Genomic DNA, 14,125 nt, shown 5'->3' with positions numbered 1-14,125 from the left:
GGCTGGCACATGCGCAACGGTTACATCACCGCCGGTCGATCGACCGGAGGTGATGATGTTTCACTGCGGCACCAACAGCACGGGCGCAAGCCATGAAATCGATCTTCGGGCGGCTGCATCGCTGGGCCGGTCTTTTCACCGCCGGCATTCTGTTCTTTTCAGGCGTCACTGGCGCGATCATCTCCTGGGATCACGCGATCGACGATGCACTGAACCAGGATCTGTTCGACGTAACCAGCAGCGGTCCCGCCATTCCCTCCGTCGAGTTGGTCAAGCTGATCGAGCAGCGCGATCCGCGCGCGCGCGTCGTCCACATGTTCATGACGCCGGAGAAGGGTCATTCGCTGTGGTTCATCGTGCTGCCGCGGATCGATCCCGCCACCGGCAAGCGCTTCACGCTGGATTACAACCAGATCTTCCTCGATCCCAACACCGGCGCGGAGCTCGGGCGGCGCTACTGGGGCGCGGTGTGGCCGGTGACGCGCGCCAACTTCGTCTCATTCCTCTACAAGCTGCATTACACCATGCACATTCCGGAGTTTTGGGGCAGCGATCGCTGGGGCATGCGCGTGCTTGGCGTCATCGCGATCATCTGGACCATCGACTGTTTCGTCGGTTTCTATCTGACGCTGCCGTCCCGACGCCGCGCCAAAGCGGAGCGGGCGCCGGCCGTAGAGCGCCAACTCGGCCGCGGCTTCTGGGCGCGCTGGGCGCCGGCCTGGAAGATCAAGACCTCGGGCAGCGCCTATCGAATCAATTTCGACATCCACCGCGCTTTCAGCCTGTGGACATGGGCGCTGCTGTTCGTCATCGCCTTCACGGCGTTTTCGCTTAGCCTGTATTTCGAGGTGTTTTCGCCGCTGATGAAGACGGTGTCGAACTACACCCCGACGCCCTACGAGCAGCGTCCGTACCGGCATCTCGACGACCCGATCGAACCCAAGGTCACGTTTGCGGATATTGCGGCCCGCGCGGCGGCCGACGGCAAGAGCCGCGGATGGACCACGCCCGTCGGCTCGATCAATTATGGCCCGGCCCATGGCGTCTATGCCGCAGCCTTCTTCCACCCCGGCGACGATCATGGCGCCGGCGGCGTCGGCCCGGCGCAGCTCTATTACGACAGCGAGGACGGCCGCCCGATCGGCCAGAGACTGCCGTGGGTCGGCACCGCCGCCGACATCTTCGTGCAGGCGCAGTTCCCGCTGCATTCCGGCCGGATCGTTGGATTGCCCGGCCGCATCCTGATCTCGATCATGGGGCTGGTGGTTGCGGCGCTGTCGGTGACAGGCGTCGTGATCTGGTGGCGCAAGCGCCGCGCCCGCATCCGCGTGCGCGAGACCGCCGCAACCCGCGCGAGCGCACGCCTCGCGCCCGCGGAATAGCTCTGTCGAACTTTTCGGATCGCTGCGAGCCGAAACCCGTTGCGCGTAAAATCTAATTTTTGAAGCAGATTCAAACTGATTTGGGTCGTCCAGTCGTCCGCGCAAAAATATACCGCTTCCTTTTCACCCCAAATCAGCGGCAATTTTCGCGCGTCTCGTCCCGGCAAGAGGGGCGTATCGCGGTCGTCACGAACGCGGGACGGGATGCGGTGGACGCAAGCAGCGTCGGCGCGCAAGGTGGCAGCAGGGCGAGGTCAACTCGTGAGCGGCTCACGGCGTGCAAGATGACGGCGCTGATTTCCGCCTTCGCTAACGCTCGTCGGGCGGGTACCAAGCCCGGCGAAGCCTCTTGGCGAAGACGGGTTGCGTACGGCAAAACCGTGTGGTCCTGACACCCGTGGCTGGTGCCAAGCTGACGGAGGTTTGTGAAACCCAACCGGGTTTCGATAACCACTAATCCGACAGCGACGGAGGCCAGAGGAATTCGGCTCCGGGGAGACCACGGCATAAGCCGTCAACCCATTGCGCAGGGAAAATAAAGAGTCCCATGAAGTTCTATGGAGCCCTGTGGACTCCGCAAGCCATTGATCGCCCGCGCAATATCCCCATAACGTGTCCTACGCCTCCATAGGCCTTCACAGACACGATCGCGACACTTCGCGGGAACGGGACACGATTTCATATGGCACGCCGGGTGAGTTTTAGTGCACTGGAAAGCCGCAGTGCACGACTTCGATTGAAAATCCGCCGCAGGCCCTACAGCGGTCCATCGCTAGCGCGCGGCATTGCCCTCATGTATCGCCGCAACAAGACCAATGGCACCTGGGTGCTGAAGGCCAGCAACGGCCACGGCGCATACTGGACCAAAGCCTTCGCCCTGGCCGACGATTTCGATGACGCCGACGCCAAGAGCGTTCTGACGTTCTATCAGGCGCAGGATCAAGCGAAGAAACTGGCGCGTGGGGATGACGGAAGCGCCGATAGCGCACTAATCACCGTTGATAGTGCGCTTACGGCCTACAGGCGCGATTTGGAAGCGCGCGAGGCCAATCCTTATAACGCCGAGTGGCCGCGCCTACACCTCACTGGCGTGCTGCTGAGCAAGCCGGTGGCGTTGCTCACGAGCGCAGAGCTCAAGAAGTGGCGCGACGGCCAGCTCGGCACAATGGCGCCGGCGACCATTAACAGACTTTGCCGTTGTTTGTGTGCCGCGCTGGCGCTGGCAGCGCGGCACGACAAGCGTGTTCAGAACCGAGAAGCCTGGGAAACTGGACTTGCTGGTTTGCCGGATGCGCAAGAAGCTCGAAACGTTGTTCTGTCTGACGACAAGGTGCTCGCGTTTGTCGCCGCCGCTTACGCGCTGGACCATCAACTGGGGCTGCTGACCGATACGCTGGCGATCACTGGCGCTCGTCCCAGCCAAGCCGTCCGCCTCCGGGTCGAGGATCTGCACGATCACCCGCTGCGGCCGAAGCTAATGATGCCGAAGTCGGCCAAGGGTGGCGGCAGAAACCGCAGTGCGAAGAAGATCGAGCGCTACAGCGTCCCGATCACCCGAGCGTTGGCGCTGAGATTGAAGGCAGCGGCGAAGGGCCGCGCTGGCGAGGCGCCGCTACTGCTGCAAAGCGAGGGCATCCCCTGGGATAAGAATCCAGGTCAGAATTATCATCGCGAAGTCGACAACATCGTCAGCGCTATCGGGCTCGATCCTGCAGAGGTGACGATGTACTGCCTGCGGCACTCCAGCATCGTCCGCATGCTGCTGCGAAATGTGCCAATCAGGCTGGTGGCGTCGCTGCACAACACCAGCGTCGCGATGATCGAAAAGCATTATTCGAAGTACATCACTGAGCATTCTATCGACGACATCGCGCGCGTCGGACTGTTGTCGGAATCTGCGCCAGCCGCTGACAATGTGATTGCACTCGCAAGGTGACAGGTGAACTTCAACACCAACCCGCACGGAACTCAATGTCGTCCTTGGCACCAAGGCATCCCGGACGTAAGCTGATCATCAAGCGCGGATAGGGTAGCTCCCGACAAGCCGGCTTGCACCGCCAGCTTCCGCGTGTCCCACGGTGCTGCCTCGCGAGGTGCGCGCGAATGGCTGACGAGCCAGACGACACCGACCCCCATGTACTGCGTAACCGGCTGCTTATGCAGGCTGAACGTGGCGAGCTCACGAAGGAGCAAGCGGAGGCGGCGGCCGCCGCCCATGGCCTTGAACCGTTCGAACGAAGGCCTGAGTTGCCTCGCTTCGATCCAAAGGCCAAATCCCACTGGTCGATCGTGATGTCGGTGGCATGGATCGCGTGGCGTGATTTCGAAATGGTCAGGGAGCAAGATCCCGAGTTCTGCTCGGCGTGCCTTCATTGGATCTATCGTAAGTGGAATGATTCCACGGACAAAACTGCCAAGCCTGTCAAGCGCGGAGGAAATTTTCTCGAGACGAGACTCGCGCCGACGGTCAGCCGGCTGGTGCTGCGGGATGGATTGTTACGCGGTCGAGGCAATGTTCCCCCAACCGCCGTCATGACGGTTCGGGAAGCAGTGGCCGCGCTGTGGCAGGCGTTGTCGGAGAATCGTCTGATAGCCCAAGGTTTTGACGTCCACGGCACGGTAGTCGAGATTCCATCGCGGGAGTGGGTTTACCTTCGATTGCGCGATGAAAGGGGGCGAGACGTCCTGAGGTATGACGCCGTCAGCCAGCCCGAGCCCTTCACCGCAGTGACACTTGGGCAGAGCGATGTGTTGCGGCTGTGGCCGGTGAGCGGCGAATTTCCTGTCTTACCGGCAACAGTGATCGACAAGGCACATAGCCGCCGTTGGCAAGTCAGCCGTATCCAATGGGCGCTACACTTGGAATTTCCGGACGGCGTACCGCCCAATGTTCCCGCAAAGGAAATCCAACGCCTTATCGGGCCGCTTTTTAAAGACAAATCTTGGAAACCGCCTTCAATTGACTCTATCGCCCGTGCCCGGGGCCGGCGAAAGGTCGGCTGACACGCAAATACGCAAATACGCCAATACGCAAATAGGCAAATGCGTATTTGCGTGTTCGCTTAAATTTCCACACTGCCTCATCGTTCTCCATACGGCTTCTCAAGTATGGAGGACAAGGCGTGGCACGCCCCGAAGTTACCGGCCGGGCCAACGCAGGCGACTGCGCCGACGCCTATTCCATTGACGAATTCTGCGCGCGTCATCGCATCAGCCCGCAGCTTTACTACAAATTGAGACCGCTGGGCTTGATGCCCGTGACGTTCCGCGTCGGCACTCGCGTGTTGATCTCACGTGAGGCGGCCGAAGCGTGGCGTCGCGCGCGCGAAAAAGCCACGCGAGGCGTGTCATGATCGCTGAAAATCTCGCGAAAGCCCTTGGCGGACATCGGGCGGGTTCAGGTTGGATGGCGCGATGCCCGGCGCACGAGGATCGCAAGCCGAGCCTCTCGATTCGTGATGCGGATAACAAGCTGCTGATCCACTGCCACGCTGGTTGCGCCCAGGAGCGCGTCATTTCGGCACTTCGAGCGCGGGGCCTTTGGTCCGATCACCGTCCTCGTTCGATTTCGCGCACGGCACGCCGCGCGCCTATCGAGCGCGCTTCGTATCAGGAAAATGAGAGGCGTAGCGAGACGGCCCTCGCCATCTGGCAGACCGCCCGATCGGCGTTACGGTCGTCGGTGGAGACGTACCTCGCCTCGCGGGGCCTCGGCCTGCCGTTACCAGATGCGCTTCGCTTCCACGCTGGTTTGAAGCATCCCTCGGGAGGCATTTGGCCGGCCATGGTGGCCTTGGTGACCGAAAGCGTTGGCGGAAAGCCGCTCGCTATTCATCGCACTTACCTTGCCCGCGACGGGGCCGGTAAGGCCCCGATCGAGCCGCAGAAGTTGATGCTCGGTCCGTGTCGCGGCGGCGTGGTCCGGCTCGCCCTGCCAGACTCCTTGCTGATGATTGGGGAAGGCATTGAAACCTGCCTTTCCGCCATGCAGGCGACCGGACATCCGGCATGGGCTGCGCTTTCGACATCTGGCCTGCGCTTCCTCGGTCTGCCGACCAACGTTCGTGACGTGATCATTCTCGCCGACGGCGACGAACCCGGCGAAGCGGCGGCCTGGAATTGCGCCCAGCGCTGGAAGCGCGGAGGGCGCAGCGTTCGGATCGCCCGACCGCCGACCGGCATGGATTTCAACGATCTGCTCGTGGGGTTTCGCCCCGTGATCGCGTTCGCCGATGGCGGTCCCGGCAATACCAAGGAAAGCGCCACAGACGGATCAAGCCCGAGGAGTGTCTTGCCGTGGCGGTAAACACAAACGAGTGCGAGCACGGGTTTCCACAGTTCCTCTGCGTTCGTTGCGAAGGAAGTGATCGCAGTGGTTCGGCGAGGTCCTCCACGAGCCATGCCTTGGCGGGCTCTGATTGCGATGAACACGTCAAGATCGCAGATCACGTGATCTTAAACACCATTGCTGCCGCCGAGGAGGTGCACGACGCACTGGATGGATTGGTCGAGCAAACCGCTGGCGATCCCGGCGCTCCCTTCAACCCGGAGGTGATAGTCGCCCTTGCCGCGCTGAAAAATAATGACCGCTCAGCTTTCGAGTCGCTGCGTGCTCAGCTCAAGAGTGCGGGCTGCAGAGTGACGGCGCTCGACGGCGCTATCGCGGAGCAGACGGGAAATGCCGGCGGGCGGCAACCGACACAGGCCGACATTCTGGTCGGCCTCGCGCAAACCGCTGAACCGTTCCATGCTCCGGACGGAACTGGCTTTGCCGACCTCGACGTTAATGGCCATCGCGAAACCTGGCCTATCCGCTCCAAGGGGTTCCGCCGTTGGCTAACCCGCCGCTTCTATGAAGCAACCGGCGGCGCGCCGAGTTCCGAAGCGCTGCAATCGGCGCTGAACGTGATCGAGGCGAAGGCCCATTTCGACGGGCCGGAGCGGCACGTTCACATCCGTATCGGCGGATTCGAAGGCAGGCTCTACCTTGACCTTGCCGACAACACCTGGCGCGCGGTTGAGATCGACGCCACTGGATGGCGCGTTGTCGAGAATCCGCCTGTCCGCTTCCGGCGCGCCGCCGGGATGCAGGCATTATCGGTGCCGGTGACCGGTGGATCGATCGAGGCTCTGCGCCCCTTCCTCAATGTGAAATCTGATAGTGACTTTGTCCTGTTGGTGGCCTGGGCACTGGCTGTTCTGCGCGACCGCGGTCCCTATCCGGTGATGGTTTTGTCTGGCGAGCAGGGTTCGGCCAAGTCCACCTTGTTGGCGATCCTGCGGTCGCTGCTCGATCCCAACACCGCGCCGTTGCGCGCCCTGCCGCGCGAGGACCGCGACCTGTTCATCGCCGCCAGTAACGGCCATGTCCTGGCCTTCGATAACGTATCGGGTCTGCCGGAGTGGATATCGGACACGCTTTGTCGGCTGGCAACGGGCGGCGGCTTTGCCGTGCGACAGCTCTACACCGACCATGATGAGGTGCTGTTCGACGCGGCGCGACCTGTGATCCTTAATGGCATTGAAGAGATCGTCAACCGGCCCGACCTCGCCGACCGCGCGCTGTTCCTGACGTTACAACCGATCTCGGAAGAACACCGACGACCCGAACAGGAATTATGGGCTGCATTTGAGACCGAACGACCGCATATCCTTGGCGCCCTGCTCGATGCAGTAGTTGTCGGCCTGAAGCTACTTCCCGAAACACGGCTCGAGAAGCTGCCCCGCATGGCGGATTTCGCGCTGTGGGCGACCGCGTGCGAACCGGCGCTGTGGTCCGACGGCACCTTCTGGTCGGCCTATTGTGGCAACCTTGAAGATGCGGTGGAGGCCATGATCGACGCCAACCCCATCGCTACAGCCGTGCGCGCCATGATGACAGCGCGGACGGTGTGGACGGGGACGGCGTCGGACCTTCTGGGCGACCTTGCCAAGGAAGCGGGTGAGCGCATCGCCAAGTCGAAGCACTGGCCTAATAACCCACGGGCGCTTTCGGGCCGGCTGCGGCGGGCTGCGACCAACTTGCGCAAGATCGGTATCGAAATCGCCTTCGCAAAGAAAAAAAGCCGGGTGCGGGATCGGATCATCACCATCACTTTTTCCGCACCAGAAAAGCCGGGGGAATTTGCGTCCGCATCGTCCGCACCGTCCGCCAATTCGGGAAAAGCCAATCTCGGCAATGGCTTCTTCGCCCAGTCGGCGCGGACGCAAAATAGCGATGCGGACGCAAAGTCGCGCGATGCGGACGGTAGCGGCTAAGACGATCAAACCGTCTGCGGCAACTCCTTGGAAAATAACGCCGCGGACGCTGCGGACGGTGCGGACGCAAATTTCCGACCCGAATCTGGCTCGGAAAAAAGGAGGTTGCGGCCTGATGGGCAAACGATCCAACTTCGAGCGCCGCGAGGCTGATTTCTACCCGACGCCACGGGCAGCGGTAGTGCCACTGATCCCGTACCTTCGCGGAGTTCGCAGCTTTGCCGAACCCTGTGCCGGCGACGGCGACCTGGTACGGCATCTCCAAGGGTTCGGCCTGCGCTGTGTCTATGCCGGCGACATCCACACCGGTCAGGATGCACTTAAATTCGACCATTACGGCGCAGCCGACGCGATTATCACAGACCCGCCTTACAACCGCCCGGTGATGCATGTGCTGATCGAGCATTTCCAGCGCATTGCACCGACGTGGCTGTTGCTGGAATCGGATTGGGCGTCGACCCGGCAGGCTTCGCCGTTCATGGCCTCGTGCTCGGACATTGTGGCGATCGGCCGCGTCAAATGGATTGAGGGTTCGAAGCATACCGGCAAGGACAACCACGCCTGGTACAGGTTCAACGCCCGGCATAACGGCGGCCCAGTCTTCCACTGTCGTAGCGGTGACACCGTCACTCCTATTCGACGGACTGGAATCTGCGAGCAATGCCGCAAGGCCTATGAGCCGCAGCGATCCAGTTCTCGGTTCTGTTCGCAGGCATGCAAGCAAAGCGCCTACCGCAGCAGGCTTAGCGGAACGCCTGCCGTAACCGCGTCATCGGGACTGTTCCGCTACGTCCAGCGTGCTGAGGTTCCGGGGTACACGGCTGAAGGCTGGGAACCGTTGCCTGCGCTCGATGGCACAGATCACGGTGAGTATTCGCTGCTGATGCGCCGGCGAGTCGAACAGGGTTGAAACCGCGCTCGGCCGGCTGCCGGGCAAGGACCAATGCCTCGCATCGGGGCCGTTCCGACATTGAGGAGGGATCGATGGGTATGGATATCTGTGGCAGGAACCCGACCGGCGAACCCGGTCAGTATTTTCGCAACAATGTTTGGTGGTGGCATCCCCTGGCGGACTATTGCACCACGGTCGCGCCGGATATCTGCGCGGCATGCAGGTATTGGCACAGCAACGATCGCGACGGTCTCGACGCTGCGGACGCGTTCGCCCTGGCGGAAGCTTTGCAAAGGGAGATCGATGCCGGAAGGACGGAAACCTACGCGCGGCGATATGCTTCCGACCAAGAGCTTATGCCCGATGAGCCTTGCAACATCTGCGCCGGGACCGGCATGCGAACGCCCAGGCCGCATCGCGGCGCGGATGCTCTGAAAGAAGGCGGCATCAAGTGCAACAAGTGCCAAGGGGCCGGCTACGTTCGCCCGTGGGCAAGCCATTACCCATTCTCGACCGAGAACGTCGCCGCCTTCGCCGCGTTCCTGCGCGAAAGCGGCGGCTTCTCAATTCTGTGAAGCTTAAAGCCAAGGAGAAGGACCATGAGCGACGATAGAATGAAAGAGGAAATTGTGGCGAACTGCGTTGCGGCCGGACAGGCTGTTGATATCGACACTTGTGAAGTCCGCTGGAGCACTTGCAATGTGGCCGATCACTGATTCCGTATCTTCACGGCGGCGGGCAGCTTTGCCGCCGACCAACCGAGTAATCGCCGCTCAGACGAACTGCGGTATACTGGGCGCCACACCCAATGAGCCAGTCGGATGTCTTTGACCCAGAAACCAAAAGCCGAAGTGCTATCCCCTCGTAATGCGATGGCCTTGGACACGCTTGTCGGGGTGCGGGGCGAGATGGCGAGGCTGTATCGGCTTGCCTTGAATGGGCGGATCCCGTCCGACGAAATGACCCGGTTTATCTACGCATTGAAGGAAATCCGCGCCTGTCTGGAGGCCGAGATCCTGACCGATGTTCAACAGCGACTGGTTACGCTGACGCGAAACATGGACAACCACAATGGTCACCACATTATTCATCAACCGACTGTCCCAAGCAGTTGACCGGATCGAGAGCCGGAGCCAGCCGCGTCCATGGAAGGTCGTGGAAGTTCGGCGTGATCCTGAGGAAGATACGGATGTGGCGCTGGAACGCCATTTCGCTGCACACCCCGAGGATCGGAACGCGAACGTGGTGATTTGGAAGTTCTTCGATTAGGGGAACAGCCGACGCCGGGATGCGGTCGCGATGGGCACCTGCCTCATCATGGTGTTGCGAGATCGAGGTGAGCTATTAGCCGGATCACCTGCGTAGTTTGCCAGCGACCTCCACGAGGAGCGGCGATTTTTCGCTCGTTCAAGATCGCGGAAATTCGTGTAGCAGGCATTTTGCGCAGCGGTTCGATGATGGATCGAAGCCCGTTGGCACGCTCAATCGCCTCTGCTTGGCGAAGCTGGCCGATGTTGGGATCTCCGAGCTGCTGGCCACGGGCTTTGGCGGCGGCGAGGGCTTCTCTGGTGCGCTGTGCGATCCGCTCGCGCTCCTTTTCGGCTACGGCGGCATGAATATGCAACATGAACGGATCGACGTCGGGGCCTAACTCGGTGACGATGAACGGGATGCGTTGCACCATTAGGCCGCTGATGAAATGGACGTCGCGGCTCAGTCGGTCCAGCTTGGCGATGATAATCGGCGCAGAACCGGCCTTGCCGCCTTTGCCGAGCTTGCGAGCGTGCTTCATGGCCGAAGCGAGTTCAGGTCGGCGCTCAAGCGCATCGGCGCCCTTGCCGGTCTCTACCTCACGATACTCGGCTTCGATCTTGTATCCGTGGTGCGCGCAGAACAGTCTGATCGCTGTCTGTTGGGCTTCCAGACCGAGACCGCTGCGACCCTGCTTGGGTTTTGAAACGCGGATGTAGGAAACGGCGGCGCGCATAGAATTTTTATCCTCCCGAGATTTACACGTGGTCGTGCGTCCATATGTAAATCACGCTCGACTCCGAGCGCCAGCGGTTTTTATCTCGATGCAGGAAAACCTTCTTGCACTGACACTGAAACCGGAACGACTGACTCAGCGCGAGCCGCTGGTGCGATAATCTCGTTCCCTTGCCGAACCGCCAGCGGGATGCCGGGGGCGCTCCACTCGGGCTTCCATCGCGATCTAGCTCCGTGACAGGCGCCTGTGGCAGGGTGCGAGGAGGGGGTGGGGAAGGCCGGGGGGCGGTATGTCGGGATTGATATCGAGCAGGTACCGGTACCGGTTATCGCCCTATGTCTCCGAGGCCCCCGCTGACGTTGCCGCTTCGGATTTCCGGCACCACTAATGAGGCCATAGACCTGGGTTTAAACGGCCCCGAAACGGCCTTTGGAGCAGCAGGACATAGGCTGGGCCTCGCGGTCCCTATCTCCCAGCAGCTTGAGGGAAAGGTCGAGCAGACCAGATGAAACGATGGGGTGAACGCTAGAGGTCAACCAACGGATCGCCGGTCATCAGGTTGAGGTCTTCCGGCAGTCCAAGCGCCACGCTGGCCTGTTGCTGGATGTCGATAATCAACCGCAAGGCGTCTTCTGGCATGGCCGATCGGCTACCTGGCGCCGTGACGGGCAGCCTCGCCGCGCAGGACAACTACCAGTGATTGACCGCAGACATTCCGCTCATGTCGACTTCCTGCATCAGCAGGCCGCCGAGCTCGCTACCGTGGCGGATGCCTTCCAGCTGGCGCTTGATCATCTTGTATTCGGCGCTGTCCTCGCGGGCCGCGTAAAGCTGGTGAACGAGCCGATAGACGATGCCCTCGAGCTCGAGCTCTTCGGCGCTCTTGGGGAGGTCGGGATCGTAATGCGTCGCGGTCATGGCTTGCTCCTGATGTGCGTCTCTACGTAATCACCGTGGTCTCGCCGCTTCCGATCGAACTCAGCGTTAGCCTTGGCTGCCTTATGGTGGGCTATACACCTGCCAAGCGGCTCAAAGGCGTTGGCGATCACCATCACAATCAACGCCAGCCCAAAGATGGCCGCTATGGCCAATAGGATGCCTCCTGCAACATCGATCGTGGTTCCATCCTCTTGAGGTCGTCACGCCAGGCGCATCGTTGCCGATGGGCCGGGCTGGGTCGATCGTCTGGAAGATGTGCTGAAAAAGGGCTCTATTGCTCTTCCTGCGGTGGCGGCGGTTTTTGCGGCGGGGTCGCTGGCGTTGAGGCAGGGCGAGGACCATGAAGGACTGTGACCGGTCCATCGATGTCCATGCCTTTGTAGATCGCCATCTCTTCCTCCCACGTATACGGCGGCTCGTGATAGTAGCCGCCCGTGTCGCTCATCCTTAACCATGGTCTGTCCTCTCCTGCGTCGTGGTCATGGTTCTAGCCTCTTGAGGTCGTCCTCGCCGAGCGCGCGCGACAGTGGCGTGCCGCCGTAATAGCGAACGAACCCGTGTTAGAGCAGTCGCGATTTCTCTTCGACAAACTTCGCATCCCACGGGTCCGGCGCCGGCGCGATGTAACTGCCCGGCTCGCGCCGGTCTTCGATGTTGGGCTGCTGCACCAGCCCCAGCGCGATCAACACCGTTAAAAATACCGCTCATCCAAATCGCCCTTTCGCAATAATTTGGAATCTACCTAACCCAAGAGGGCACAGCAATCGCCGCCCGGTGCGCTTTTCGGGTGATGCAGATGCATCAGTTGATTTCCGCGACCTGCCATCCTTGCCGACGCGCTGCTTCTCAGCTGGGGAATTGTCCCCAGTTCGCTTGCGCCGCGCTCGTGACGGCAGCCATGACTGCCAAAACGGCGCTTTTGACCCAACTGAGAATTGGCGCGGGGTTTTGCGTTTAGGACCACGGCGGCTCTTCGCTCCCCCCGGCCGCCTCGTGGTGGATCGTGAACCCGGTCAGCAATACAGTTCTTACAGAGGCAGGATCGAATCCAATGTCCGTGGCGTTTGGTGGATGTGCTTCGCTGCCCTTCAATCGGAGCGCCAAGTGCAATTGCTCGCAAAGGTGCTGAACGGCGAGATTGACCTGACCGTCAGTCATGGGAAATCTCCGACACTTTGGACCAAAAGCTCAACCAAAGATCAACGCATTGAACCACAGGGACGCCCGATGAGGAAGTGGCCCAAACATGGCCGTTTGATACGTTGTTCCGCTTCTGGCACTTTTCGGAAGTGGTGGTCCCGATGAGTAATGTCCACAGTTGGGAAAAGACCGGAAGCGGTCAGCGTGGGATGAACCGACGCGATTGAGCCACAGCGAAGAACTTGCAAACGAGCAGGACGCCCGTCGTGAGCCCCCTGTGCAATTGAGAGAGAACTTCGAGCTAGGCGGTCTGCACTTACGTTCAGCAGATCGTTCGCTGAATGCATATCATAGAATCGCGACTCGCCCTTGTGATGCGGACAAGCCTCACGAGGTCTCTTCGTCCCCGGTAGTCCCTTGGCTGCGGCGTCCGGGGCGAGGCGGCAGTCGCCCGCCGTACATTAGATGCCAGCGACAATTCCTCCAAGGAAGTCAGGCTTTCATCTTGGTCCAGGCACCTGGGCATGCAGATAACAGGGGCGATACATCGCTTCCAACTGCTTGCCTCGCAGAAAGATCATCCGTGGACTCAAACCCCCGCGATTAGCGATCCAATGCCGGACTTGCGATGGGTACATCGAATAAAGCATCCGGGTAGCCCCCGGATTGGTAATGGCACGTCCGTGGGCTCCAAAATCCCACGCCGCGTGGAAGGCGAGGTTGGCGTTCCGAGTTACACAGATTCGCTCGTGAGGGATCGCGCCGAGGACGAGAGTGCAGGACGAGGCGCAAAGGCCATCAATGATTATCGTTTGGCCTGAGGCTCGCAATTGTTCGTATCGTTCTACGTAACGACCGATCTGTCCGCCCCGATCATTAGCAATCCGAACTACCGCATGGCTTGTGCCCGCACCCGCCAGCAAGAGCATTGCCGCGAGCAGCCCCGTAAACAATTTCATGCTTCCTGCCCTCCACAGATGTGATGCGTAATTCAACAGTTCTGATAGCTGCACCGGATCAAGGAAGAATTGTGGTAGGGTTCACCACTGTTGTCACCGCTCGGGGCACACCCGGTATTATGTGACCATGCGACAATCTTGCCGGCGCCGGCTATGTTTGTTGGTGATCGGGTGTGGAAACAATCATGATTAGGAATCTATTCGTTGAATGCTAGTTCTCGCGATGGTGGCCGAAGACGTTGGTGGCGTCCTGATATTGCGCGACGGTCAGTTGCATGGCGGCGATGCCTACGTCTATTACACAGGAAGCTTTGAATGCTCCGCCGGAAATTGGCAGGGTAAAATAACCAGTCAAGAACATACCCTAACCGGGCGACCGACGGCGGCCCGCGTCCAACACATCGGATTTCTTGGCACCTACAACGATGCCGGTGCCAAGGTCGATGCGATGGCCCTCCTTGGCGAGCAGAGCATTCGATACGATGCAACGCTGCGCTTGCTGGTGCCAGACTAAATCCGATATCACTCGGCCTAAGCTTACAAATCGATACGGACAAGCCCGGGCGGT

General features: G+C 60.6%; 15 protein-coding genes. 10 read left to right on the top strand and 5 right to left on the bottom strand.

Annotated elements, in window-relative coordinates:
* Positions 1–92: 92 nt before the first annotated feature.
* The 9 genes from fsrB to ACH79_RS04905 all read left to right on the top strand — a co-directional run bounded on the left by fsrB (position 93) and on the right by ACH79_RS04905 (position 9,647).
* A complete protein-coding gene (gene fsrB / locus ACH79_RS04945) occupies positions 93–1,382 on the top strand; it encodes a siderophore utilization protein FsrB (protein WP_161850013.1) in 1,290 nt (429 codons plus the stop codon).
* A 682-nt stretch (positions 1,383–2,064) separates the two neighbouring features.
* Positions 2,065–3,318, top strand: coding sequence for a tyrosine-type recombinase/integrase (locus ACH79_RS04940; protein WP_161850012.1), 1,254 nt, complete (start codon positions 2,065–2,067; stop codon positions 3,316–3,318).
* Positions 3,319–3,485: 167 nt separating this feature from the next.
* Positions 3,486–4,385 (top strand): hypothetical protein, encoded by a 900-nt coding sequence (locus ACH79_RS04935; protein WP_161850011.1) that lies wholly within the window; start codon positions 3,486–3,488, stop codon positions 4,383–4,385.
* Positions 4,386–4,504: 119 nt separating this feature from the next.
* A complete protein-coding gene (locus ACH79_RS04930) occupies positions 4,505–4,735 on the top strand; it encodes a hypothetical protein (protein ID WP_161850010.1) in 231 nt (76 codons plus the stop codon).
* A gap of 443 nt (positions 4,736–5,178) precedes the next feature.
* Complete coding sequence (locus ACH79_RS43710) at positions 5,179–5,688, top strand: toprim domain-containing protein (RefSeq protein ID WP_246738433.1); 510 nt, start codon at positions 5,179–5,181, stop codon at positions 5,686–5,688.
* Positions 5,689–5,786: 98 nt separating this feature from the next.
* Positions 5,787–7,640 (top strand): hypothetical protein, encoded by a 1,854-nt coding sequence (locus ACH79_RS04920; RefSeq protein ID WP_202639175.1) that lies wholly within the window; start codon positions 5,787–5,789, stop codon positions 7,638–7,640.
* 115 nt (positions 7,641–7,755) lie between these two features.
* Complete coding sequence (locus ACH79_RS43705; protein WP_246738432.1) at positions 7,756–8,550, top strand: hypothetical protein; 795 nt, start codon at positions 7,756–7,758, stop codon at positions 8,548–8,550.
* 74 nt (positions 8,551–8,624) lie between these two features.
* Positions 8,625–9,107, top strand: coding sequence for a hypothetical protein (locus ACH79_RS04910; protein WP_161850008.1), 483 nt, complete (start codon positions 8,625–8,627; stop codon positions 9,105–9,107).
* A gap of 246 nt (positions 9,108–9,353) precedes the next feature.
* On the top strand, positions 9,354–9,647 hold the full coding sequence (locus ACH79_RS04905; protein WP_161850007.1) for a hypothetical protein: 294 nt from the start codon (positions 9,354–9,356) through the stop codon (positions 9,645–9,647).
* Positions 9,648–9,847: 200 nt separating this feature from the next.
* Here ACH79_RS04905 and ACH79_RS04900 read toward each other — a convergent pair whose 3' ends face one another.
* From ACH79_RS04900 to ACH79_RS43700, 5 genes are all read right to left on the bottom strand, one after another.
* Complete coding sequence (locus ACH79_RS04900) at positions 9,848–10,519, bottom strand: recombinase family protein (RefSeq protein WP_161850006.1); 672 nt, start codon at positions 10,517–10,519, stop codon at positions 9,848–9,850.
* 690 nt (positions 10,520–11,209) lie between these two features.
* Entirely contained in the window at positions 11,210–11,437 is a 228-nt protein-coding gene (locus tag ACH79_RS04895) for a hypothetical protein (RefSeq protein WP_161850005.1), read from the bottom strand.
* Between the two features lie 581 nt (positions 11,438–12,018).
* Positions 12,019–12,147, bottom strand: coding sequence for a hypothetical protein (locus tag ACH79_RS44715; RefSeq protein ID WP_256380299.1), 129 nt, complete (start codon positions 12,145–12,147; stop codon positions 12,019–12,021).
* Positions 12,148–12,412: 265 nt separating this feature from the next.
* Positions 12,413–12,616, bottom strand: coding sequence for a hypothetical protein (locus ACH79_RS04890; RefSeq protein WP_161850004.1), 204 nt, complete (start codon positions 12,614–12,616; stop codon positions 12,413–12,415).
* A gap of 482 nt (positions 12,617–13,098) precedes the next feature.
* The gene (locus ACH79_RS43700; protein ID WP_246738431.1) at positions 13,099–13,557 is read right to left on the bottom strand and encodes a hypothetical protein; all 459 of its coding nucleotides are present in this window, start codon (positions 13,555–13,557) and stop codon (positions 13,099–13,101) included.
* Positions 13,558–13,765: 208 nt separating this feature from the next.
* Here ACH79_RS43700 and ACH79_RS04885 point away from each other — a divergent pair, with 208 nt between their 5' ends.
* Positions 13,766–14,071 (top strand): hypothetical protein, encoded by a 306-nt coding sequence (locus ACH79_RS04885; RefSeq protein WP_161850003.1) that lies wholly within the window; start codon positions 13,766–13,768, stop codon positions 14,069–14,071.
* Positions 14,072–14,125: the final 54 nt, after the last annotated feature.

This window comes from Bradyrhizobium sp. CCBAU 051011 (genome assembly GCF_009930815.1).
GTDB lineage: Bacteria > Pseudomonadota > Alphaproteobacteria > Rhizobiales > Xanthobacteraceae > Bradyrhizobium.
Note: the sequence above shows the minus strand (reverse complement) of the source record. Positions and strands in the feature narration are given on the sequence as shown.